19 protein-coding genes are annotated in these 21,832 nt (G+C 73.8%); 12 read left to right on the top strand and 7 right to left on the bottom strand.

The annotated features are described in order from the left end of the window. Positions 1–13: 13 nt before the first annotated feature. From DQ239_RS00565 to DQ239_RS00575, 3 genes are read left to right on the top strand one after another with little or no spacing between them, the layout of a single operon-like run. Complete coding sequence (locus tag DQ239_RS00565; protein WP_113832325.1) at positions 14–952, top strand: ABC transporter permease; 939 nt, start codon at positions 14–16, stop codon at positions 950–952. Further along, the gene (locus DQ239_RS00570) at positions 949–2,052 is read left to right on the top strand and encodes an ABC transporter ATP-binding protein (RefSeq protein WP_233488592.1); all 1,104 of its coding nucleotides are present in this window, start codon (positions 949–951) and stop codon (positions 2,050–2,052) included. Before DQ239_RS00565 ends, DQ239_RS00570 begins: the two co-directional genes overlap by 4 nt. Beyond that, positions 2,052–3,092 carry an ABC transporter ATP-binding protein gene (locus tag DQ239_RS00575; protein ID WP_113832326.1) on the top strand — a complete coding sequence of 347 codons (1,041 nt, stop codon included), beginning with the start codon at positions 2,052–2,054 and terminating at the stop codon, positions 3,090–3,092. Before DQ239_RS00570 ends, DQ239_RS00575 begins: the two co-directional genes overlap by 1 nt. A 94-nt stretch (positions 3,093–3,186) precedes the next feature. Here DQ239_RS00575 and DQ239_RS00580 read toward each other — a convergent pair whose 3' ends face one another. From DQ239_RS00580 to DQ239_RS00595, 4 genes are all read right to left on the bottom strand, one after another. Then, the gene (locus DQ239_RS00580) at positions 3,187–3,888 is read right to left on the bottom strand and encodes a dienelactone hydrolase family protein (RefSeq protein WP_233488593.1); all 702 of its coding nucleotides are present in this window, start codon (positions 3,886–3,888) and stop codon (positions 3,187–3,189) included. 160 nt (positions 3,889–4,048) lie between these two features. Then, positions 4,049–5,164 carry an acyl-CoA dehydrogenase family protein gene (locus DQ239_RS00585; RefSeq protein ID WP_113832328.1) on the bottom strand — a complete coding sequence of 372 codons (1,116 nt, stop codon included), beginning with the start codon at positions 5,162–5,164 and terminating at the stop codon, positions 4,049–4,051. Positions 5,165–5,225: 61 nt separating this feature from the next. Then, entirely contained in the window at positions 5,226–6,488 is a 1,263-nt protein-coding gene (locus tag DQ239_RS00590; protein ID WP_199582428.1) for an acyl-CoA dehydrogenase family protein, read from the bottom strand. Between the two features lie 26 nt (positions 6,489–6,514). Beyond that, positions 6,515–8,647, bottom strand: a complete 2,133-nt coding sequence (locus DQ239_RS00595) for an AMP-binding protein (protein ID WP_113832329.1) — start codon at positions 8,645–8,647, stop codon at positions 6,515–6,517. Positions 8,648–8,796: 149 nt separating this feature from the next. Here DQ239_RS00595 and DQ239_RS00600 point away from each other — a divergent pair, with 149 nt between their 5' ends. Beyond that, positions 8,797–9,414, top strand: coding sequence for a TetR/AcrR family transcriptional regulator (locus tag DQ239_RS00600; protein WP_113832330.1), 618 nt, complete (start codon positions 8,797–8,799; stop codon positions 9,412–9,414). Here the strand turns inward: DQ239_RS00600 and DQ239_RS00605 are convergent. Continuing rightward, positions 9,380–10,942, bottom strand: a complete 1,563-nt coding sequence (locus tag DQ239_RS00605) for an MFS transporter (protein WP_113832331.1) — start codon at positions 10,940–10,942, stop codon at positions 9,380–9,382. The genes DQ239_RS00600 and DQ239_RS00605 overlap by 35 nt on opposite strands. 107 nt (positions 10,943–11,049) lie before the next feature. Here DQ239_RS00605 and DQ239_RS00610 point away from each other — a divergent pair, with 107 nt between their 5' ends. Genes DQ239_RS00610 through DQ239_RS00625 form a run of 4 tightly spaced genes read left to right on the top strand, consistent with a single transcriptional unit; the run spans position 11,050 to position 13,382 of the window. Further along, entirely contained in the window at positions 11,050–11,967 is a 918-nt protein-coding gene (locus DQ239_RS00610) for an SDR family oxidoreductase (RefSeq protein ID WP_113832332.1), read from the top strand. Positions 11,968–12,021: 54 nt separating this feature from the next. Then, entirely contained in the window at positions 12,022–12,519 is a 498-nt protein-coding gene (locus tag DQ239_RS00615) for a GNAT family N-acetyltransferase (RefSeq protein ID WP_113832333.1), read from the top strand. A 9-nt stretch (positions 12,520–12,528) separates the two neighbouring features. Beyond that, on the top strand, positions 12,529–12,927 hold the full coding sequence (locus DQ239_RS00620; RefSeq protein WP_233488594.1) for an ankyrin repeat domain-containing protein: 399 nt from the start codon (positions 12,529–12,531) through the stop codon (positions 12,925–12,927). Between the two features lie 56 nt (positions 12,928–12,983). After that, positions 12,984–13,382: an ankyrin repeat domain-containing protein gene (locus DQ239_RS00625; RefSeq protein ID WP_113832334.1), complete on the top strand. Its 399-nt coding sequence runs from the start codon at positions 12,984–12,986 to the stop codon at positions 13,380–13,382. A gap of 27 nt (positions 13,383–13,409) precedes the next feature. Here DQ239_RS00625 and DQ239_RS00630 read toward each other — a convergent pair whose 3' ends face one another. After that, positions 13,410–14,984 (bottom strand): HNH endonuclease signature motif containing protein, encoded by a 1,575-nt coding sequence (locus tag DQ239_RS00630; RefSeq protein WP_113832335.1) that lies wholly within the window; start codon positions 14,982–14,984, stop codon positions 13,410–13,412. Between the two features lie 316 nt (positions 14,985–15,300). On the opposite strand from DQ239_RS00630, the gene DQ239_RS00635 reads away from it, so the two are divergent. The 4 genes from DQ239_RS00635 (at position 15,301) to DQ239_RS00650 (ending at position 18,886) form a co-directional block, all read left to right on the top strand. Beyond that, positions 15,301–16,797 (top strand): AI-2E family transporter, encoded by a 1,497-nt coding sequence (locus DQ239_RS00635; RefSeq protein WP_233488595.1) that lies wholly within the window; start codon positions 15,301–15,303, stop codon positions 16,795–16,797. Positions 16,798–16,894: 97 nt separating this feature from the next. Beyond that, positions 16,895–17,314, top strand: coding sequence for a DUF350 domain-containing protein (locus tag DQ239_RS00640; RefSeq protein ID WP_113832336.1), 420 nt, complete (start codon positions 16,895–16,897; stop codon positions 17,312–17,314). 120 nt (positions 17,315–17,434) lie between these two features. Continuing rightward, positions 17,435–18,199 carry a 3-oxoacyl-ACP reductase FabG gene (gene fabG / locus DQ239_RS00645; protein WP_113832337.1) on the top strand — a complete coding sequence of 255 codons (765 nt, stop codon included), beginning with the start codon at positions 17,435–17,437 and terminating at the stop codon, positions 18,197–18,199. Positions 18,200–18,265: 66 nt separating this feature from the next. Further along, positions 18,266–18,886 (top strand): SGNH/GDSL hydrolase family protein, encoded by a 621-nt coding sequence (locus DQ239_RS00650; protein ID WP_113832338.1) that lies wholly within the window; start codon positions 18,266–18,268, stop codon positions 18,884–18,886. Here the strand turns inward: DQ239_RS00650 and DQ239_RS00655 are convergent, their stop codons facing one another. Then, on the bottom strand, positions 18,887–21,760 hold the full coding sequence (locus tag DQ239_RS00655; protein WP_113832339.1) for an FAD-binding and (Fe-S)-binding domain-containing protein: 2,874 nt from the start codon (positions 21,758–21,760) through the stop codon (positions 18,887–18,889). Between the last annotated feature and the right edge of the window lie 72 nt (positions 21,761–21,832).

The raw sequence follows: 21,832 nt of genomic DNA on the forward strand, positions 1-21,832 counted from the left end.
CACAGGGAGAAGCATGAGCACGCCCGTGCCGAACCTCGGCGCTCCCCACCCCGGAGCGACGTCCGAGCTAACGGTCTCCGACGGGCTGATCGCGGAGACCACCGAGGTCGCCGCGGCGCCCGGCAAGAAGAAGCGGAAGCGGGGCCTGGGCCTGGTCTTCTGGCTGGCGACGAGCTGGCTCGTGGTGGTGCTCATCTGCGCCGTCTTCGCCGACCTGCTGCCGGTCAAGGACCCGCTGACGCCCGACGTCATCAACAAGCTGGCCTACCCTGGACCCGACCACTGGCTGGGCACCGACGGCCTGGGGCGTGACACCCTGGCCCGGCTGGTCCACGGCGCGCGCGTCTCGGTCGTGATCAGCGTGACGGCCGTCACCATCGGCATGGTCGTGGGCGGCTTCCTCGGCATCATCGCGGGCTTCTTCCGCGGCAAGACCGAGACCGTCCTGATGACGATCATCAACATCATCCTGGCCTTCCCGGCCCTGGTGCTGCTGCTGGTCCTGCTGGCCTTCGTCGGCCGCAGCCTGGTCGTCATCTCGCTGATCGTCGGGTTCCTCTCGATCCCGATCTACACCCGGGTGGCCCGGGCGACGACGCTCGCCGTCGCCGAACGGGAGTTCGTCCGGGCCTCGCGGACCATGGGCGCCAAGAACTCCCGGGTGCTCGCCCGGGAGATCCTGCCCAACGTGGTGCTGCCCGTGGCCGCGTTCGGACTGGTGGCCATGGGCGTGGTGATCGTGCTGGAGGGGACGCTGGCCTTCCTGGGGCTCAGCGTCCAGCAGCCGGCCCCGACCTGGGGCGGGATGATCTTCGACGGCAAGCGGTACATCAACGAGGCCGCCCACGTCGTGCTCATCCCCTCGATCGCCATGTTCCTGACGGTGCTCTCGCTGAACCTGGTCGGCGACGCGCTCCGCACCCGCTTCGACGTCCGAGGGAGCAACCTGTGAGCACCGCGCGGCCGCTGGACGGCCGAGTCGACGAGCCCCTCCTCGAGGTGGACGACCTGCGCACCTACTTCGACACCCCTCGCGGTGTCGTGAAGGCGGTGGACGGGGTCTCGCTGCGGGTGGACCGCGGCAAGACGCTCGGCATCGTGGGTGAGTCCGGCTCCGGCAAGACCGTGCTGTCGCGGTCGATCATGAACCTGCTGCCGAAGAACAACACCATCCGCGAGGGCTCCGTGCGCTTCGAGGGTCGTGAGCTCACGACCATGAAGAACAAGGAGATGCGCACCATCTGGGGCGCCGAGCTGGCGATGATCCTCCAGGACCCGATGACCTCGCTGAACCCGGTCACCAAGATCGGCGAGCAGATCACCGAGTCCCTCGGCATTCACCTGGGCGAGAAGGGGAAGACCGCCCGGGCGCACGCCGTCGAGCTGCTCAAGTCCGTCGGCATCCCGGCGGCCGAGCGGCGGCTGGGGGAGTACCCGCACCAGCTCTCCGGCGGTATGCGCCAGCGCGTGACCATCGCCATCGCGCTGGCCTGCGGCCCCAAGCTCCTGGTCGCCGACGAGCCGACGACGGCGCTGGACGTCACCGTGCAGCGCCAGATCCTGGACCTGCTGGAGTCCCAGCAGCACCAGCGGAACATGGGTCTGATCATCATCACCCACGACCTCGGCGTCGTCGCCGGTCGTGCCGACGAGATCGCCGTCATGTACGCCGGCCGGATCGTCGAGCGGGCGCCCACGAAGGAGCTCTTCGCCCGCAACCGGCACCCGTACACCGAGGGTCTGCTGCGGTCCATCCCGCGGCTGCACCAGCCCAGCCACACCAGGCTGCAGGCCATCCCGGGCCGGCCGCCGGAGCTGATCGACCCGCCGGCGGGCTGCCGCTTCGCGCCGCGGTGCAACTACGCGCAGGACAAGTGCCTGACGGAGACGCCGCTGCTGGCGCCGCACGCCGCCGGGCACGAGGCGGCCTGCCACTTCCCGGTGGGGACGACGGCCGGTCAGGAAGCGCTCGAGCGCAACCTGGCCGCCGGGCGCACCGCCGCGGGGACCCCCCTGGACAGCACACTGATCGCAACGGCAGGAGCAGCCTGATGGCCGGCAGCGGCACCGCGCACCTGCGGGACTCCGACGACATCGTCCTCCGCGTCGAAGGGCTCGTCGTCGAGTTCCCGCTGGAGCGGGGGCAGAAGGTCCACGCCGTCTCCGGCATCAGCTTCGACATCGCCAAGGGCGAGACGCTGGGCCTGGTCGGGGAGTCCGGCTGCGGCAAGTCGACGACCGGGCGGGCGATCATGCAGGCGCCCCGCCCGACCGGCGGCAAGATCCTCTTCGACGACAAGGACCTCAGCGGGCTGTCGGCCGACGAGCTGCGCCGCAGTCGCACGAAGCTGCAGATGATCTACCAGGACCCGATCTCGTCGCTGAACCCCCGGCGCCGGGTGAAGGACATCGTGGCCGAGGGCCTCTCGATCTGGGAGGGGAAGGGCAGCGACGACCCCCGGGTCGCCGAGCTGCTCGCGGCGGTCGGCCTGGACCCCGACCGGGCCGGCACGCGCCGTCCGCACGAGCTGTCCGGTGGTCAGTGCCAGCGCGTCTCGATCGCGCGGTCGCTGATCATGCGGCCCGAGGTGCTCATCTGCGACGAGCCGGTGTCGGCCCTGGACGTCTCCGTGCAGGCGCAGATCCTCAACCTGCTCGAGGATCTCAAGGAGGAGTACAACCTCACGATGGTCTTCATCGCCCACGACCTGGCCGTGGTGAAGAACATCAGCGACCGGGTGGCGGTCATGTACCTCGGCAAGATCTGCGAGGTCGCGCCGTCGGACACCCTGTACGCGCACCCGGCGCACCCCTACACGGCGGCGCTGCTGGCCTCGATCCCCGAGCCCGACCCGGAGGCCACGCACACCGACGCCGGCCTCAAGGGTGAGCTGCCCTCGCCGGTGAACCCGCCGTCGGGGTGCCGCTTCCGCACCCGCTGCCCGCGGGCGGCGGAGCGGTGCGAGCTGGAGGAGCCGCAGATGCGGGAGGTCGCGGGGGGTCAGTACGTCGCGTGCCACTTCCCACTGGTGGGCGACCAGGCCTCCGAGGGCGGTCGGCATGCGGCCGGCGCCACCGCGGTGTCGGCCTGATCCCGGAGCGAGCAGCACGGCGCGGCCGGGCGGACCAGGGAACTGGTCCGCCCGGCCGCGGCCGTTCGCGGGCCCGGGGCTGCTGCGCTCCGGGTCAGCGGCGCGCGACGCGGTCGGTGAGCGCCAGGACGTGCGCCCAGGCGTCCTGGCAGGCCTCGCTCCAGTCGCCGTAGGCACGGTCGAAGAAGGAGTGCGGCGCCCCGTCGTAGACCGGGGCGTCCACGTCGGCACCGGCGTCGCGCATCCGCTCGGCGAGGGCGAGCTGGTCCTCGACCGGGGTGGCCTGGTCCGCGCCGGCGATCAGCATCACCGTGGGGAGGTGCGCCCGGTCGGCCGCGTCGCCCACGAGCGAGGGCCGGCCGTAGAAGCCCGCGCAGCCGGCCAGCCCGAGGTCGCCGCCGGACTGCCGCCAGGAGTGGCTGCCGCCGAAGCAGAAGCCGACGGTGACGACGGGCAGGTCCGCGCCGTGCCGCTCCCGCAGCGCGGCCATGGCGCTGACGATGTCGGCGTCGATGCCGTCGGCGGTCGTCTGCGGGATGTGCGCCTGCCAGTCGAAGTCCTCGCCGCGCGTGCCGCCGTCGGGCACGCCGGCGGTTCGGCCGAACCAGTCGACGGCCACCGCGGCGACGCCCGCCTCGGCGAACCGCTCGGCCAGCGCCACGTAGTACGGGTGCAGCCCCCGGATGTCGGGGAGGACCACCACGCCGGCGCCCGGGGTGCCCTCGGGAGCGGCGTACGCGGCGGCGAACGGGGTCCCGTCGGCCGACGTCAGGGTCAGGGATTCCCGGGCGGCCACGGCCCCGCTGCGGGGCGGGGCGGGCGGGCGGCTGTCGTGGTCATGGCACATGGACCTCGTTCTAGCGCGTCGCCGTCGCCACCGCCCGGTGGCCGACCCCGGACGGAGGACGACCCCTGCACCGGCCGCGCGGGCCGGTGCAGGGGTCGTGGCGCAGGGGTCAGCGAGAGAGCAGCTGCTCGGCCACCGCGTCCCAGTGCTCGGTCGGGGTGCCGAACAGCAGGCTCGTGGACTTCGCGCGCCGGTAGTACAGGTGGGCGTCGTGCTCCCAGGTGAACGCGATGCCGCCGTGCAGCTGGATCGAGTCCGAGGCCGCGATCCAGTAGGCCTCCGAGCAGTACGCCTTGGCCAGGTCGACGGAGATCTCGGCGTCGTCGGCCCCCTCGGCCAGCGCCCAGAGGGCGTAGTAGGCCGCGGACCGGGCGGACTCGACCTCGAGCAGCATGTCGGCGCAGCGGTGCTTGACGGCCTGGAAGCTGCCGACGGGGCGGCCGAACTGGTACCGGATGTTGACGTACTCGACGGTGCGCTCGAGGCAGCGCTGGGCGCCGCCGACCTGCTCGGTCGCGAGCAGCACGACGGCGATGCGCATCAGCCGGGGGATCAGCGTCGCGGCGTCGCCCTCGGCGCCGACGAGGCGGGCCGGGGTGCCCGAGAAGCCGACCTCGGCGAGCTTGCGGGTCATGTCCAGGGTGGTCAGGCCGCGACGGGTGAGGCCGGACGCCGACCCGTCGACGGCGAACACGCTGGGGCCGCCGGGTGCCTGCGCGACGACCAGGAGCAGCGAGGCCGTGGTGCCGTCGAGGACGAAGGACTTCGAGCCCTCGAGGGTCCAGCCGTCGCCGGACGGGGTGGCGCTGGTCTGCAGGTTCTCCGCGGTCCACTTCCCGTCGGCCTCGGCGAGCGCGACGGTGGCGATCGTCGTGCCGTCGGCGATGCCCGGGAGGAGGTCGGCCTGGGCCTGCTGGTCGTCCGACAGCTGGAGCAGGTTGGCCGCCAGCACGGTCGCGAGGTAGGGCGCCGGCAGCAGGGCGCGGCCCATCTCCTCGGTCACCAGCGCGGTCTCCAGGATGCTGAAGCCGGAGCCGCCGAACTCCTCGGGGATGGCCAGGCCCTGCAGTCCGAGCTGCTCGGCCATCTGCTTCCAGACGGCCGGGTCGTAGCCCTCCTCGGTCTCCATGAGGCGGCGGACCTCCTCGGAGGAGGACTTCGTCTCCAGGAACCGGCGCAGGGTGCGGCGCAGCTCTTCCTGCTCCTTGTCGAACTGCATCAGCATGGGGTGAACCTCTCAGGAGTCGTACGGACGGGACAAGACGATCGCGGACGGAGACGGTGGGTCAGTTGCCGAAGTCCCAGCCGCCCTCGGTGGCGTAGCGGTCGAGCACGTGCTTGGCGATCAGCACCTTGTGCACCTCGTCCGGGCCGTCAGCCAACCGAAGCGTGCGGGCGCCGAGGTACATGCCGGACAGCGGCAGGTCGCTGGAGACCCCCGCCGCGCCCCAGACCTGGATGGCGCGGTCGACGACGCGGGAGTAGGCCGCGGGCACGAACACCTTGATCGCGGAGATGTCGGTCCGGGCGCCGCGGTCGTTCCGGGCGACCCGCTCGGCGGCCTGGATGGTCATCAGCCGGGCGGCGGTGATGTCCAGGTAGCTGTCGGCGATGAAGCCCTGGATGAACTGCTTGTCCTGCAGCGGCCCGCCGTGGACCGTGCGGGTGCTGGCCCGCTCGACCATGAGGTCGAAGGCGCGCCACATCTGCCCGATGGAGTTCATGCAGTGGAAGACGCGGCCGGCACCCAGCCGGTCCTGCGCGGCCTGATGCCCCTGACCGACCGCGCCCAGCAGGTTGGCGGCCGGCACCCGGACGTTCTCGTAGCGGACCTCGACGTGGTCCGACGTCGGCCGGCCCCAGATGCCCACGCCGCGCACAATGCGCACCCCCGGCGTGTCCGTGGGGACGATGAGCTGGGCCATCTGGCCGCGGCCGGTCGCCGGGTCGTGGTCGGCGTCGACGACGCGGGTCATGACGATGAAGAAGTCGGCGGCGTTGCCGTTGGACGTGAACCACTTGTGCCCGTTGAGGACGAGCTCGTCGCCGTCGCGGACCGCGGTGGTGGTGAGCGAGCGCGGGTCCGAGCCCGGGTTCTCCGGCTCGGTCATCGAGAAGCCGGACTCCAGCTCGCCCTCCACCAGGGGGCGGAGCCACTGCTCCTTCTGTTCCGGGGTGCCGTACTTGAGCAGGATGGTCTGGTTGCCCGAGTTGGGGGCGACGACGCCGAAGAGCGCGGCCGCGCCCATGGCGTAGGCCAGCACCTCGTTCATGTAGGCGTGCGCGAGGAAGTCCAGCCCCATGCCGCCGTACTCCTGCGGCAGGTGCGGAGCCCACAGGCCGGCCGTCCGGACCTTCTGCTTGATCTGCTCCCGCAGCTCCTTGGCGTCGATGACCGAGGGCTCGGTCTCGACGGCGCCGCCGTGCGCGGAGCGCCACAGGTTGCGCTCGTTGGGGAGGATGTCGTCGTTCACGATCTCCGCGGTGCGCAAGCGGATGTCGTTGATCCGGTCGTCGAGCGTCGGGATGGGCCGCACGGTCAGGGGCATGTCATGTCCTCCGGAGTCTGTGCCTCTCAGGCGTCCGCGCCGGTGGCCGCGGCCTGCCGGCGGAAGCTCTCCCGCAGGGTCCGCTTGGAGAGCTTCCCGGACGGGGTGCGCGGCAGTTCGTCGACGAAGTCCACCGTGCGCGGGCACTTGAAGTGGGCCAGCCGCTCGCGGGCCCAGGCGGTGAGCTCCTCGGCGAGCGCCGGGGTGGCCTCGTAGCCGGGCTGGAGCTCGACGACGGCCTTCACCGACTCGCCCCAGTCGGGGTCGGGCACGCCGATGACGCCGACGTCGCCGACCGAGGGGTGGGTGATGAGCACGGCCTCGACCTCGGCGGGGTAGACGTTGACCCCGCCGGAGATGATCAGGTCGACGCTGCGGTCGGTGAGGAAGAGCCAGCCGTCCTCGTCGAGGTAGCCGACGTCGCCGAGGGTGAAGTAGTCGCCCTTGTAGGAGGACGCCGTCTTGGCCTCGTCGCCGAGGTAGACGAAGCGGTTGGTGTCCGGGGCCTTCAGGTAGATGGTGCCCGGGACGCCGGCGGGCAGGTCCTCGCCGGCCTCGTCGAGGATGCGGATGTGCCCGGCCGGGGGCAGCCCGACGGTGCCGGGACGCGCCAGCCACTCGTGCGGGCCGACGACCGAGCCGAAGCCCTCGGTGGCCGCGTAGTACTCCCACGCGATCGGACCGAGCCAGTCCATGAAGGCCTGCTTGACCGGCACCGGGCAGGGGGCCGCGCCGTGCCACACGTGGCGCAGGCTGCTCGTGTCGTAGCGGTCCTTGACCTCCTGGGGCAGCGAGATCATGCGGTGGAACATGGTCGGCACCAGGTGGGTGTGGGTGATCCGGTGCTCCTCGATCAGCCGCAGCGTCTCCTCGGCGCCCCACTTGTCCATGAGCACCACGCCCGCGCCGCGGGTCATCGGGAGGCTCAGCGAGAAGGCCAGCGGCGCGGAGTGGTACAGCGGGCCGGTGACCAGGTTCAGGTCCTTGCCGGCGACGTAGCCGGAGACCTCGCCGATGAGGGCGGTGAACGGCGACACCGCGACGCTCGCGCGGTGGACCCCCTTGGGTCGGCCCGTGGTGCCCGAGGTGTAGGCCATGGTGGTCCCGAGCACCGGCTCGTCGATGTCGTCGCCGGCCTGGCCGGCGAGCGCCTGCTCGTAGTCGTCGAAGCCGGCGGGCCGGTCCTCGCCCGCGGCGTCGACGAGGAGCAGGGCGCGGGCGTCCACGCCGTCCAGGGCGGCGGCGACGGTGTCGACGAAGCGGCGCTCGGTCACGACGGCGGCCGCGCCGCAGTCGCGCAGGATGTAGTTGATCTCCTCCGCCGTGAGGTGCCAGTTGACCGGCGTCAGGCGGAGCCCCGTGCGCTGGGCGGCGTGGAGGGTCTCGACGAACTCGGGCCGGTTGGCGCAGATGAGGGCGATCGAGTCGCCGGCCTGGAGGCCGTGGCCGCGGAGCGCGCGGGCCAGCTGGTTGGTGCGCGCGTTCAGCTCCCGGAACGTCCGGTCGCCCTGGGCGGAGCGGACCGCGGGCGCGTCCGGCTGCACCGTGGCCCAGAGGGCGCTCAGCATCCCGGTGGCGGTGGCCCGCTCGACGAGTGCCTGGCGCGCGGCGGCATCGTCCTCGGTCCGGGCCTCGGCCTCGGTGACCTCCTCGTCGGGGGTCCGGCTCGCCTCGTCCTGGGGTGCGGTCGGCGGCATGCTGTCTCCTGACGGGGAGCGGTCGGGCCAGTGGCGGGCGCGGGCTGCGGTGTCGCGGTAGGAGTCCAGGGCGCGCCCCCAGGCGGCCAGCCCCGCCGCGGCGTCCGGGGCGTCGTCGGGGGCCAGGTGCGTGGCCAGGTCGCGCAGGCGGGCCTCCGCCGCGCGGTCGGCCTCGGCGAGCACCTGCTCGCCGAGCTCGGTGACCAGGTGGGTGACGTGGCGGCGGTCGGCCGGGTCCGTGCCGCGCTCGACCATCCCGCGGGCGACCAGGCCGTCCACGAGCGCGGTCACGCTGGGGCGGCTCACGACCAGCCGCTGGGCGAGCGTGGAGGCGTTGACCGAGCCCTCCGACAGCAGGCTGAGCAGCCGGTACTGCGGAACGGAGAGATCGCAGCCGGCGAGGGCCACCTCGACGTGCCGGGCGAGACGGGCGACCGTCCGGGCGCCGGTGGCTTCGATCACAATGGCTAACCATTCAGGGTTCGAAGTTCTTTGGCAAGAGGCTCCGCGACTCCTCGCGCACGGCCGTGCCGATCCCGTGAGGTGACGCAGGCCACTACGCGCCAGTACTGTTCCGGCGTTCCCGAGTGGTCGGGTCGAGGGGTGGGCCGGTGCAGGGGAGCGGGCAGTCGCAGGGCAGCGCCTGGCAATGGAGCCGGACCGCCGACACGCGCCAGACCCTGATCGCCGCCGCCGGCGAGGTGTTCGCCCAGCGGGGGTTCGCCGAGTGCAGCGTGGCCGACGTCGTCGAGCGCGCCGGGCTCGGGGTGGGCAGCCTCTACCACCACTACGGGGGCAAGTCCGAGCTGTTCCTGGCCGTGTGGGAGGACCACCAGGCCGCCTACGAGGAGCGGGCGGCCACCGCCGTCGCCGTCGCCCGCCGGGCCGGGACGACGTCGCCGGCCGAGCTGTTCCTCGTGGGGGCGCGGGCCTACCTGGAGACGACGTGGGAGCGCCGGGCGCTGGCCCGGCTGTTCCTCGACGGGGACGGCCCGCCCGGGTTTTTCCTCGTGCGCAGCCGCCGGCGCAACGACTGGGTGCGGCAGAACGCGGTGCTGCTCGCCGTCGGCACCGGGCCGGCCGACCGGCTGCTGGTCTCGATCCTCACCGCGGCCATGGGTGAGGCGGGGCGCCAGATCATCGGCTGCGAGACCGAGGAGCAGGCCGTCGCGGTCACCGAGAGCGCCCTGGTGATCATCCGCCGGCTGGCGGACCTGACGGAGAGCTGAGGGCCGCCTCCGCCCGCCGGCTGGCGCGCAGCGCCGCCAGCGAGGTGAGCACGGTGGCCGCGTTGAGCGCGAGCATCGTGAACAGGGTCAGCCGGTAGCCGGTCAGGAGGTCGGCGAGCCCGTCGGCGGAGACGTCGGACAACGTGCCGGCGAACGCGTACTGCCGGAGCTCGGGGGCCAGCGGAGCGGTGAGCACGGACAGGACGACGGCGGTGCCGACGACAAACCCGCTCTGCTGCAGCATCAGCCGCATCGCGTTGGCGATGCCCAGCCGGTCGTTCGGCATGGCGCCCATGAGCGCCGTCGTGTTGGACGGCATGAACAGCCCGGACCCGGCGCCGGCCAGGACGAGGCCCGCGGCGATCGCGACGTAGCCGGCATCGGTGATCACCGACCAGGCGAGCACCGCGAGGCCGGCGCCGGTGCAGAGGTTGCCCACCACGGCCAGCGCCCGGGGGGAGATGCGCCGGTGGAAGAAGCCCGAGGACGACGAGAAGACCAGCGTCGACACCGCCAGCGGCAGCACGCGCAGACCGGCGTCCAGGGGGTCGACGCCCTGGACGGCCTGGAAGTACAGCGAGAAGAGCAGCAGGACGCCGGCCTGTGACGTGGAATTGAGGAACGAGGCGAGCAGGCCCAGGGCGAACGGCCGGTCGCGGAACAGCGTCATGTCGACCAGCGGGTGGGTCACCCGGCGCTCGAAGAGCACGAAGGTCGGCATGCCGAGGAGGAAGACGACCAGGCCGCCGATGACCACCCAGCTGGTCCAGCCCAGGGTCGTCGCCTGCGACAGCGCCGCGAGACCGCTGCCCAGCGCCACGATGACGAGCAGGTTGCCCGGCACGTCGATGCCCTGGCGCTGGCCGGACCGGGCGACGCGGGGGAGGGCCCAGGCGCCCCAGGCCAGGCAGAGCAGCCCGATCGGCACGTTGAACCAGAACACCCAGCGCCAGCCGGCGTGCTCGGCGAGCACCCCGCCGACGGTCGGGCCGAGCAGCTGGGCCACCGAGAAGGACGCCAGGTAGATGCCCATGCCCTGTCCGAGGCGGGCGCGGGGGAAGGCCGCGGTGACCAGCGCTGCGCTGTTGGTGAGCAGCATCGCCGCGCCCGCGGCCTGGAGGACCCGCAGTCCGACCACCGTCCAGGCGTTGGGCGCCAGGCCGCACAGGAAGCTGGCGAGGGTGAAGGTCGCCAGACCCATCAGGTACATCTGCCGGCGCCCGAACATGTCGGCGAGCCGGCCGAAGAAGATCATCAGGCCGGTGTTCGCCAGCATGAAGGCCAGCAGCATCCAGCTGGCCGCCGTCGCGCTGGCGTCGAAGTGCCGGACCACGGTGGGCAGCGCGACGTTCAGCGCGCTCCCGGACATGCCGGAGAAGATGCTGGCGAGGCTGACGACCGAGAGGGTGCGCCAGGCCTCTGTCATGACCGCGCGCTCGTCGGGCGCCTCCTCGGGGCCAACCTCCGCGGGTGCGGGCGTCGGGGCCACGGCGACCTCGCTGCTGGTGCTGCGTGCGTCGGTGGCCATGCGTCCCCTCGGCGATCGGGTCGCCGCCTCTCGGGCGGCCCAGGCGGTTGACTCCGGCAATCCTGGAACCCGATTCTAGGGGGCACCGACGAGAAGGAGGCTGCCCGATGCAATCCGACGAGCAACGCGTGGTCATCGTGACGGGTGCGGCCCGGGGGATCGGCCGGGGGCACGCCCTCGAGTTCGCCCGGCAGGGCTACGCCGTCGTGGTCAACGACCTGGGTGCCGAGGTGGACGGCACGGGTGGCTCGACCGGGCCCGCGGGCGAGGTCGTCGACGAGATCCGGGCCCTGGGCGGTCAGGCCGTCGCGAACGGCGACGACGTCTCGGACTTCGCGGCCGCCGAGCAGCTCGTGCGCTCGACGATCGACCGGTTCGGCCGGGTCGACGTCCTGGTCAACAACGCCGGCATCCTGCGCGACCGGATGCTGGTCAACATGTCCGAGGAGGAGTGGGATGCGGTCATCCGGGTGCACCTCAAGGGCACGTTCGCCCCGCTGCGCCACGCGGCCGCCTACTGGCGTGAGGAGCACCGGGCGGGCCGACCGGTCGACGCCCGGGTCATCAACACGACGTCGTCGTCGGGCATCTACGGCAACCAGGGGCAGGCGAACTACGGCGCGGCCAAGGCCGGGATCGCCGCGTTCACCGTGATCACCGCGATGGAGCTGGGGCGCTACGGCGTCACGGTCAACGCGGTCGCGCCGGCGGCCCTGACCCGGATGACGGAGAACCTGCGGCCCGACCGGGAGAGGCCGGACCCGGACGCGTTCGACCCGTCCGCCGCGGACAACATCGCGCCGCTGGTGGTGTGGCTGGCCGGACCCGCGGCCCGCGAGGTCACCGGGCGGGTGTTCAACGTGCGCGGCGGCATGATCAGCGTGGCCGAGGGGTGGCAGGCCGGTCCGGGCGTCGACAAGGGCGCGCGGTGGACGGTCGAGGAGCTCGACGACGTCCTCCCCGGTCTGGTCGCGAAGGCGGCGCCGAACGCCGACCAGCGCGGCATCCGGCCGGCCGCGGGCTGACTCCGGCGGGGTGCGGCGCCGTACGTCGGTGCTGCGCCCCGGCACACTCGCGGCATGGACGACGTCGGCTGGGGACCGCTGCCGGGCATCGACGGTGCGTCCGTGCGCCGGGCGGGCGCCGCCGACCTGCCCGCGTTGGTCGCGCTGCTCGCCGACGACCCCCTCGGTGCCGCCCGGGAGGCGCCGGGTGAGGACCTGGCCCCGTACGCGCGCGCCTTCGCGGCCGTCGACGCCGATCCGGCGCACCTGCTCGTCGTCGTGGCGGACGGCGAGGACGTCGTCGGCACCCTGCAGCTGTCGTTCCTGCCCGGCTTGTCCCGCAGAGGTGCGCTGCGGGCCCAGGTCGAGGGCGTCCGCGTCCGTGCCGACCGCCGTGGGGACGGGGTGGGGGAGGCGCTCCTGCGCTGGGCGGTCGCCGCGGCCGCCCGACGGGGGTGCGCGCTGGTGCAGCTCACCAGCGACAGCACGCGCGCCGATGCGCACCGCTTCTACGAGCGGATGGGGTTCGTCGCGTCGCACACGGGGTTCAAGCTGACGCTCGACGGCTCCTAGGGTGTGCCCGTGACCAGCGAACCGATGGATCCCCAGCTGCTCGAGGTGGCCCGCCGCATGTTCGACCTGGCGCGGTTCGGCCACACCGAGGAGCTGGTGTCCTACATCGACCGCCGGGCGCCGGTGAACCTCACCAACGAGAAGGGCGACACGCTGCTGCTGCTCGCGGCCTACTACGGCCATGCGGAGACGGTGGCGGCGCTGCTCGCGCGCGGGGCCGACCACGCGCGGGTCAACGACCAGGGGCAGACGGCGCTGGCCGCGGCGGTGTTCAAACAGTCGGCCGAGACCGTCGGCCACCTGCTGGCCGCGGGTGCCGATCCGGACCTGGGTGGCCAGAGCGCCCGGGCGACGGCGCAGTTCTTCGGGCTCACCGCGATGACCGAACTGCTCGACGCGCCGCGCTGATCCCCGCCGTCCGGGCACTGTCGCCGCTGTCCCCGGTGCTCCTAGGGTGTCGCTCCATGAGCACCGAGGGCAGCTCGTCCCGCGGCACGGTCCCCGCCGGCCACCTGTTCGACCTCGCCCGTTCAGGTGCCACCGAGGAGCTGGCGGCCTACATCGACGCCGGCGTCCCGGTCGACCTGACCAACACCGCGGGCGACACGCTCCTGCTGCTCGCCGCCTACTACGCGCACGGCGACACCGTGGCTGCCCTGCTGGCCCGGGGAGCCGACCACTCCCGCGTCAACGACAAGGGGCAGACGGCGTTGGCCGCGGCGGTGTTCAAGCAGTCCGCGGAGGCCGTCGAGCACCTGCTCGCCGCCGGCGCCGACCCCGACCTGGGCGAGATGAACGCCCGGATGACGGCCCACTTCTTCGGCCTGCCCGCCATGACCGAGCTCCTCGACGGTCCTCGCTGACCCCACGCCGCACTGACCCCGCTCGGTTCAGAACGGCGGTGGGCTCTCGTCGACCGGTGCCGGTCGAGGCGGTGGGAGTGCGCGCTGCTCGTGGAGACCCGGTGGTCGGGTCGTGCGGGTGATCCCGGACGGGGTGGTGACGGTGAGGGTGCCATCGGGACCCATTCGGAAGCGCCAGTTGCGGGCGAAGGTCTTGAGCCGGTGGTGGCTCCGGCACAGGCAGCAGAGGTTCTGGCAGGCGGTGCGGCCGCCGCAGTCGTAGGGCAGGACGTGGTCGAGGTCGGTGCGGCCGGCGGGTTGTCCGCAGCCGGGATGCCGGCAGGTGCGGTCCCGCAGCCGGGCGAAACGTTCCTGCGCGGCGGTGTGTGCGTAGCCGGGGACCTCGGGGGGTGGGCCGAGCACCGGGCAGTCGCAGTCGAGATCCGGGTGCTGCTGGGCGCAGCCGCGGCCCGCGAGGCCGGCCAGCTCGGAGGCGGTGGCGGTGGCCAGCAGGGTGCCCTGGTCGTCGGTGAGGGCGACGGCGAGGCTGCCGCCGGCCGGCGCGGTCACGCCGAGGGCGCCGAGCTGGGTGAGCAGCTCGCGCAGGTGCGCGGCGGTGATCGGAGTGCCCTGCACGCTGGGTACTGCCGCGCCCGCGGCCGCCCGGGCGACACGCTCGTCCGCCTCGCCCGGTGCTCCTGACTCGTCCGCCGTGGCGGGCTGGCCCGCCGCGGGGTGGGCCGCGGCGCGCGGATGTCCCGGCGGGCGGAGCGCGGACAGCGGGGCGGTGAGGGTGAGGTGGCCGGTCATCGTCGGGCGGGAGGTGTCCCAGGGGCGCAGCACGAGCGCGGCGTGCGCCTCGGTGCGCAGCACTCCGATCGGCCGGTCGTCCCCGCCGGTGCGGGCGAGCTGGGCGGCCTGGTCGATGGTCGACCACATCGCCGCCGCCACCGCCGCAGGCGCCTCGGTGGCCAGCACCGACATGCCATCGGCGGTCGGGTACAGCCGTACCGCCGCCCGCCGTTCGGCCTCCACCCGCCGCCGTTCGGCGAACTCCTCGTCGGCTGCTTCCGCCGCGGCGACCAGCCGCCTGCGCAGTGTTGCTGCTGACAACCCCGCCGCCAGCGGCAGCACCGCCGGCACCACGACCGCGACCACCTCGTCAGAGGCGGTGCCGAGCACGTCGGCGAACACCCGGGCCCGGTAGTCGTCCAGCTGTCCGGCGGCACGGGCCGCGTGCACCGCCGGCATCCGCTCCACCAGCTGGTGGGCATCGGACAGCACCTGGGTGGCGAACGGGCGACCGCAGTTGAGCACCAGCGCCAGCTCGTCGGGCAGGAACTCCGACGTCCCCGGCACCGGCGAGCCCTGGGCCCGCCGCCGCGCACCGGGATGCCCGGGCGGGGGGTCGTCGGCGTCCGGCCGGGCGGCGGCCAGGGCCATGACCAGTTCCGCCTCGTAGGCGGCGTCCATCGCCTTGCGCGCCTGCACCCGCTGGAGCTCGAGGGTCACTTCCTCGGCCGACAGCTGCTCGACCGGGAACCGCTCGACCGACGGCGCACGCCACAGCCACCACTCGACCAGCCCGCCCTCGGGCGAGGGGTCCAGCTCGGCCACTGACATGCATCGAACATACGTTCGGGGTACGACAGTTCTCTCCGGCTCCGGTCAGCCGGCACCGATTCCGGGTGGGCGGCCGACACCGGGGGACCGGCCTCGGCCGTCAGGTGACCGGCGGAGCAGGCGTGGTGGTCCTCAACTGCGTCGGCGCCGCCCGGCTTCGTCGCGGGGGAGCGAATGCCGCCAACGTGCCGGCGCCGGCATGCCGCCGTTGGTCGCGGAACTCCCGCGCCGCGGCGGGCGGGAGCGTGGAGACCGCACGGGGCTTGGGTGGAGACTCCGGGGGTAGGGGGGCGCACGAGAGGGGAGGTGGGCTGCGGTGGTGCGACCGGCGGTGCACGGCAGCGGACGGGATGCGTCCCGCGGGCTCGACCGCAGCGCGTCGCCGGCCGTCGAGGCCGCCCCCGGCGACGTCCCCACCGCCGCCCTGTCCACCGACCCGGCGGCGACGCAGCCGACACCGGCGGTCGACACCACCAGTGGGGCGACCGAGACCACCACCGCGACCGAGACCACTGTCGCGACCGAGACCACCACCGCGACCGAGACCACCATCGCGACCGAGACCACCATCGCGACCGGGAACCCGGACGGCACGTCCAGCGGGCTGCCGCGCTGGCTGCTGCTGCTCGCCGGGGCGGCGGCCGCGACGATCGCCGTCGCCGGCGTGCGCGCCGTCGCCTGGCTGGTCGCGCCGCTGCTGCTGGCGCTCGTGGTGGTCGTCGGGCTGTGGCCGGTCGCCAGCTGGCTGCGTCGCCACGGTGCGCCGCGCTGGGTGGCCACGACGGTGCTGCTGGTCCTGGTCTGGGCGGTCCTGCTCGGCTTCGTGGCGCTGCTCGTGGTCAGCGTCGCCCAGCTCGCCGCGCTGCTCCCGGACTACGCGCCGCGGGCCGAGGCGCTCATCGACGGCGTCGTGGCCGACCTGAACGACGCCGGGCTGGTCTCCGGCCAGTTCTCCGACCTCGTGGAGCAGATCGACTACACCCAGGTGGTCAACCTGGCGACCGGCCTGCTCGGCCAGCTCACCGACGCCGCCAGCACGCTGGTCCTGCTGCTCTCGGCCCTGGTGTTCATGACCATCGAGTCCAGCGGCTTCGGCCGGCGCCTCGCACTCGTCGGCAGGGAGCGGCCGCACCTGCCGGTGGCCTTCAGCCTCTTCGCGCAGGGCACCCGCAGCTACCTGCTGGTGAGCACGGTCTTCGGGGCCATCGTGGCGGTCGGCGACGCCGTCGCCCTCGCCATCCTGTCCGTGCCCGCCGCACCGCTGTGGGGACTGCTGGCGTTCATCACCAACTACGTGCCGAACATCGGCTTCGTGCTCGGCGTCGTCCCGCCCGCCCTCCTCGGTCTGCTGGCCGGCGGCTGGGGCGAGCTGACCGCCATCCTCGTCATCTACACGCTGCTCAACTTCGTCGTGCAGACGCTCATCCAGCCGCGGTTCGTCGGCGACTCCGTCGGGCTGTCGATGACGGTCACCTTCATCGCGCTGCTGTTCTGGGGCTGGGTGCTCGGTGCGCTCGGCGCGCTGCTGGCCATCCCGCTCACGCTCGCGGTCAAGGCACTGCTGGTCGACGTCGATCCGCGCGGTCACTGGCTCGACGCGCTGCTCCGGGAGGAACCCCGGGCGCCCCGGACCTCCCGTGCCCGGCGCCGCATGGCCGCCCGGCGGTCCGCGCTCGCCTCGGTCCGGCGCCTGCACCACCCCCGCCGGGCGCCGGGCCCGGCACCCGACCCGACCACGACCGACGCGACCACGACCGATCCATCACCGACGGACGCCGCACCGACCGGGGACGCCGGGACGCCGGTGCGCTGAGCGCGGCGCGCCGCGACGTCGCCCGGCCTGGTGCGTGCGCGCCGGGCCCGGTGCGGTAGACACGGCACGCCCGTCCCCGATTTCCGGAGGTCTCCTCGTGCTGGCCAGCATCGGCTACGCCGCCGCCTACACGGGCGTGGGCATCGCGCTCCTCGCGCTCGGCTTCGTGGCGCTCGACCTGCTCACCCCGGGGCACCTCGCCCGGCACATCTACGAGGAGGGCTCGGTCAACGCCGGCATCGTGCTGTCGGCCGGCTTCCTCGGCCAGGGCGCGATCGCCTTCACCACCATCTGGACCAACGCGACCAACGGCTTCGGCGAGGCGCTCTGGTACACGGTGGTCTTCGGGGTGCTGGGCGTGCTGCTGCAGGCGCTGGCCTTCCTGGCGCTCAACCTGGTCACCCCCGGCTCGCTCGGCAGCGCGCTGGTGCAGGTGCGCTTCCACCCGGCCAGCCTGGTCAGCGCCGCCGCGCAGCTCGCCGTGGCCGCGATCATCGTGGCCTCGATCTGGCCGTAGCGGCCGCGGATCGGCCCGTGTGACGGCGACCTCACGCGGTGGCCGTAAGGTGCCGGGAAGCTCGTCGTCCCCGCCCGGCCGGGGACCGGCGCAGCAGTAGACCTGACGAGAGGAAAGTTCATGAGCGAGGCAAACAGCACCCGGGTGGCCATCGTCACCGGCGGTGCCCGCGGCATCGGTGCCGCCACGGCGCAGCGGCTGGCCAAGGACGGCTTCGCCGTCGCGGTCCTGGACCTCGACGAGGCGTCGGCCAAGAACACCGTGGACGCCATCGAGGCCGACGGCGGCAAGGCCCTGGCGGTCGGGGCCGACGTCAGCGACGCCGAGCAGGTCCAGGCCGCCGTCGACCGCATCGCGTCCGAGCTCGGCGCGCCGGTCGTGCTGGTCAACAACGCCGGCGTGCTGCGCGACAACATGCTGTTCAAGATGTCGGACTCCGACTGGGACATCGTCATGAACGTGCACCTCCGGGGTGCCTTCCTCATGACCCGCGCCGCCCAGAAGCACATGATCGAGCAGAAGTGGGGCCGGATCGTCAACCTGTCCAGCACCTCGGCGCTCGGCAACCGCGGCCAGGCCAACTACTCCACCGCCAAGGCCGGCCTGCAGGGCTTCACCAAGACCCTCGCCATCGAGCTCGGCAAGTTCGGCGTCACCGCCAACGCCATCGCCCCGGGCTTCATCCAGACCGAGATGACCAAGGCGACCGCCGACCGCATGGGCATCCCCTTCGACGACTTCATCAAGGGCGCGGGCTCGCAGATCCCGGTGCAGCGCGTCGGCCAGCCCGAGGACATCGCGCACCTGGTCTCGTTCTTCGTGAGCGAGGGCGCCGGCTTCGTCTCCGGCCAGGTCGTCTACGCCGCGGGTGGCCCGAAGGCCTGAGCACGGACCCCGCGCGGCGCGCGGGGTGCACGAAATCGGCGGGGCACGGACGGCGTTGAGCTGTCCGTGCCCCGCTCTGCTCTCCGGCTCCTCGTCCTCGGCGACTCGATCGCCCACGGCACCGGCGCCCGGTCTCCCGAGGACACCCTGGGATCCCGGCTGGCCGCCGCGCTCACCGCCGACGGCTTCGACGTCGACCTCCACGTGCGCGCCGTGCCGGGCGCGGTCTCCGCGGACCTCCCGCGCCAGGCGCGCACGTCCGCCGACGTCGGTGCCGACCTGGCGCTCGTGGTGATCGGCGCCAACGACCTCACCCGCCTGGTGCCGCCCGGGCGGGCCGCCGCCTCCCTGGACGAGGCCCTGCGCGTGCTGCGCGCCGCCGGCACCGACGTCGTCCTCGTGCCGGCGCCGGACATGTCCTCCGTGCCCGCGGTGCCCCCGGCCTTCCGCCCGCTCGTCCAGGCCGCCTGCGCCCAGCTGCGGCAGCGGCAGGTCTCGGTCGCCGCGGCGGCCGGGGCCACCGTCGTCTCGGTCGCCGAGGTCAACCGGGCCTTCGGCTCGGACCCCTCGCTGTTCGCCGCGGACCGCTTCCACCCGTCGTCGGCCGGCTACGCCCGCATCGCCGCGGCCCTGGTGCCCGCCGTCCTCGACGCGGCCCGCTCCCGCCGGGACCGGACCGCCGCCTGATCAGCGCGGGCGCCCGGCCAGCAGCTGGGCGAGGTGCAGACCGTTCCGGCCGGCCACTTGGTCGAGCTGGGTGCGGCAGGAGAACCCGTCGGCGAGCACCACGGCGCCCGGGGGCAGCTCCTCGACCGCCGGCAGGAGCTGCTGCCCGGCGATGGCCACCGACACGTCGTGGTGGCCCTTCTCGACGCCCCAGTTGCCCGCCAGGCCGCAGCAGCCGCCCAGCCGGGTGACCTCCGCGCCGGCCTTGCGCAGCAGCGCGGCGTCGGCCGACCAGCCCAGCACCGAGGCGTGGTGGCAGTGCGGCTGGGCGACCACCTGCACGCCGTCCAGCGACGGCGGTGTCCAGCCCGGCGTCTCGGCCAGGAGCTCGGCCAGCGTGCGGGTGCCCCGGGCGACCCGTTCGGCCTCCGGTCCTCCGACGACCTCCAGGGACTCGTTGCGCAGCACGGCGGTGCACGAGGGCTCCACGCCGACCACCGGGATGCCGGCGTCGACGATCGGGGCGAGCTCGGCCACGGTGTGCCCGAGGATCCGGCGCGCGGCGTCCAGCTGGCCCGTGGTGATCCAGGTCAGCCCGCAGCAGGTATCGGCGCCCGGCACCTGCACGCGGTAGCCCGCCGCCTCCAGCACCTCCGCGGTGGCCAGCGCGACGTCGGGGTCGAAGTGGTCGGTGAACGAGTCCACCCACAGCGCCACCGGGGCGCCCGTCCCCGCCGGGGCCGGCCGGTCGGCCCACTGCTGGCGGAAGGTGCGGACGGCGAACGGGGGCACCTGGCGGCGCTGGTCCATGCCGGCACCCCACTTGGCCAGCCGGCCCCCCACCCGCGAGCCGAGGACGGCGTTGACCAGCCGCGGCGCCCGGGCGGCGAGGTCGGCCCACCGCGGCAGCCAGCCCAGCGTGTAGTGCGGGCGGGGGCGCAGCCGCCGCCGGTAGGACTGGTGCAGCACCTCGGACTTGTACGACGCCATGTCCACCCCGGTCGGGCAGTCCGAGGAGCAGCCCTTGCAGGACAGGCAGAGGTCGAGGGCGTCGTGCACCTCGGGGGAGCGCCAGCCGGTGACCGGGCCACCGGGGGCCAGCATCTCCTGCAGCACCCGGGCCCGGCCGCGGGTCGAGTCCTTCTCCTGCCGCGTCGCCGGCCAGGAGGGGCACATGACACCGCCGGAGGACTGCAGGTCCGCCCGGCACTTGCCCACGCCGGTGCAGCGGTGGACGGCCGCCGACAGGTCGCCGCCGTCGTGCCGGTAGGCCAGCGCCAGGGTGGGTCGGGTCGTGTCACGGCGCACGACGGGCGCTTCCGCCATGCGGATGTCGGCGTCGAGCGGCGCCGGCCGCACGAGGACGCCGGGGTTGAGCACGTCGGCGGGGTCGAACACCGCCTTGACCTGCTCGAACAGGCTGATGACGGCCGGGGTGTACATGACCGGCAGCAGCTCGCTGCGGGCGCGGCCGTCGCCGTGCTCGCCGGACAGCGAGCCGCCGTAGCCGGCGACCAGCTTCGCGGCGTCCTCCACGAACGCCCGGTACCGCGACCGCCCCCGGTCCGGCTCGTCCCCGGCACCGAAGGGGAAGTCGACCCGGCCGTGCACGCAGCCGTCACCGAAGTGCCCGTACGGGACGCACTGCAGGCCGTGCTGGTCGAGGAGCGTCTCGAACTCCCGCAGGTAGGCGCCCAGCCGCTCGGGCGGGACGGCGGCGTCCTCCCAGCCCGCGTGGGCGGGGCGCCCGTCGGAGGTGCGGTTGGCCAGCCCGGCGCCGTCCTCGCGGATGCGCCAGATGGCCGCGGCGTGCGCCGGGTCGGTGACGACGAGGGAGTCCAGCGCGCCGGCGTCGGCGAGCACGCCGCGCGCCTTGTCCTCGATCTCGGCGACGGTGTCGCCGGTCAGCTCGACGATCAGCCAGCCCGCACCGCGCGGCAGGTCGGGGACGACGGCGGCGGGCACGTCGCGCAGGCGCTGCACGATCCGCTCGTCCAGGCCCTCGACCGCCGTGGGCCGGTGGGGGAGCAGCCCGGGGGTGGCGTCGGCGGCGTCGGCCATGGAGGGGTAGCCCAGGACGACCAGACCGCGGAACGGGGCGTCGGCCACCAGCCGCACGGTGGCCCCCAGCACCAGCCCGAGAGTCCCCTCGCTGCCCACCAGCGCGCGGGCGACGTCGAAGCCGCGCTCGGGCAGCAGGTGCTCCAGCGAGTAGCCCGACACCTGCCGGCCGAAGCGGCCGAGCTCGGTGCGGATGGTGCCGAGGGAGCCGGCCACGAGGCGGTGCAGGTCGGCCAGGGGGCCCGCGTCGGGCGTCGTGCCCGGACCCAGGGCCAGCCGCGTGCCGTCGCCGGTGACGACGTCCAGGCCGACGACGTTGTCCGACGTCCGCCCGTAGCCCAGCGCCCGCGAGCCGCAGGCGTTGTTGCCGATCATCCCGCCGATCGTGCAGCGGTTGTGGGTGCTCGGGTCGGGGCCGAAGCGCAGGCCGTGCGGGCGGGCCGCCGTCTGCAGCGCGGCCTGCACCAGGCCCGGTTCGACGACCGCCGTCCGCGCCTCGGCGTCGATGGACCGGACGCGGTTGAGGTGGCGGCTGGTGTCCAGCACCACGCCGGTGCCGACGGCGTTGCCCGCGATGGAGGTGCCGGCGCCGCGGGCGGTCAGCGGCACGCCCAGCTCGCGGCAGACGGCGAGCGTGGCGAGCACCTCGTCGACGTCGCGGGGGCGCACCACGGCGCGGGGGTGGACGCGGTAGAGGGAGGCGTCGGAGGAGTAGAGGGCGCGGGCCAGACCGGAGTCGTCGACGTCGTCGATCCCCGCGCGGCGGAGCGCAGCGGCGAGCTCGGGACCGGTGTCGTCCCCCGTGCGCAGCGGTCCGGGCGAGGTGGTGGTCATGGCCCCGAGTCTCCCTCGCCGTCTCAGCCGCCGGCCACCGGGTGCCCACCCGTCGGGACGCCGACCTGCGGG

This window comes from Blastococcus sp. TF02-09 (assembly GCF_003319105.1).
GTDB lineage: Bacteria > Actinomycetota > Actinomycetes > Mycobacteriales > Geodermatophilaceae > Blastococcus.

What these genes read in the sequence shown, in the direction of transcription:
- DQ239_RS00630 (WP_113832335.1), bottom strand. Translation starts at nt 14,984, where the DNA reads ATGTCAGTGGCCGAGCTGGACCCCTCGCCCGAGGGCGGGCTGGTCGAG.
- DQ239_RS00565 (WP_113832325.1), top strand. Translation starts at nt 14, where the DNA reads ATGAGCACGCCCGTGCCGAACCTCGGCGCTCCCCACCCCGGAGCGACG.
- DQ239_RS00655 (WP_113832339.1), bottom strand. Translation starts at nt 21,760, where the DNA reads ATGACCACCACCTCGCCCGGACCGCTGCGCACGGGGGACGACACCGGT.
- DQ239_RS00575 (WP_113832326.1), top strand. Translation starts at nt 2,052, where the DNA reads ATGGCCGGCAGCGGCACCGCGCACCTGCGGGACTCCGACGACATCGTC.
- DQ239_RS00585 (WP_113832328.1), bottom strand. Translation starts at nt 5,164, where the DNA reads ATGCTGATGCAGTTCGACAAGGAGCAGGAAGAGCTGCGCCGCACCCTG.
- DQ239_RS00605 (WP_113832331.1), bottom strand. Translation starts at nt 10,942, where the DNA reads ATGGCCACCGACGCACGCAGCACCAGCAGCGAGGTCGCCGTGGCCCCG.
- fabG (WP_113832337.1), top strand. Translation starts at nt 17,435, where the DNA reads ATGAGCGAGGCAAACAGCACCCGGGTGGCCATCGTCACCGGCGGTGCC.
- DQ239_RS00590 (WP_199582428.1), bottom strand. Translation starts at nt 6,488, where the DNA reads ATGCCCCTGACCGTGCGGCCCATCCCGACGCTCGACGACCGGATCAAC.
- DQ239_RS00625 (WP_113832334.1), top strand. Translation starts at nt 12,984, where the DNA reads ATGAGCACCGAGGGCAGCTCGTCCCGCGGCACGGTCCCCGCCGGCCAC.
- DQ239_RS00615 (WP_113832333.1), top strand. Translation starts at nt 12,022, where the DNA reads ATGGACGACGTCGGCTGGGGACCGCTGCCGGGCATCGACGGTGCGTCC.
- DQ239_RS00610 (WP_113832332.1), top strand. Translation starts at nt 11,050, where the DNA reads ATGCAATCCGACGAGCAACGCGTGGTCATCGTGACGGGTGCGGCCCGG.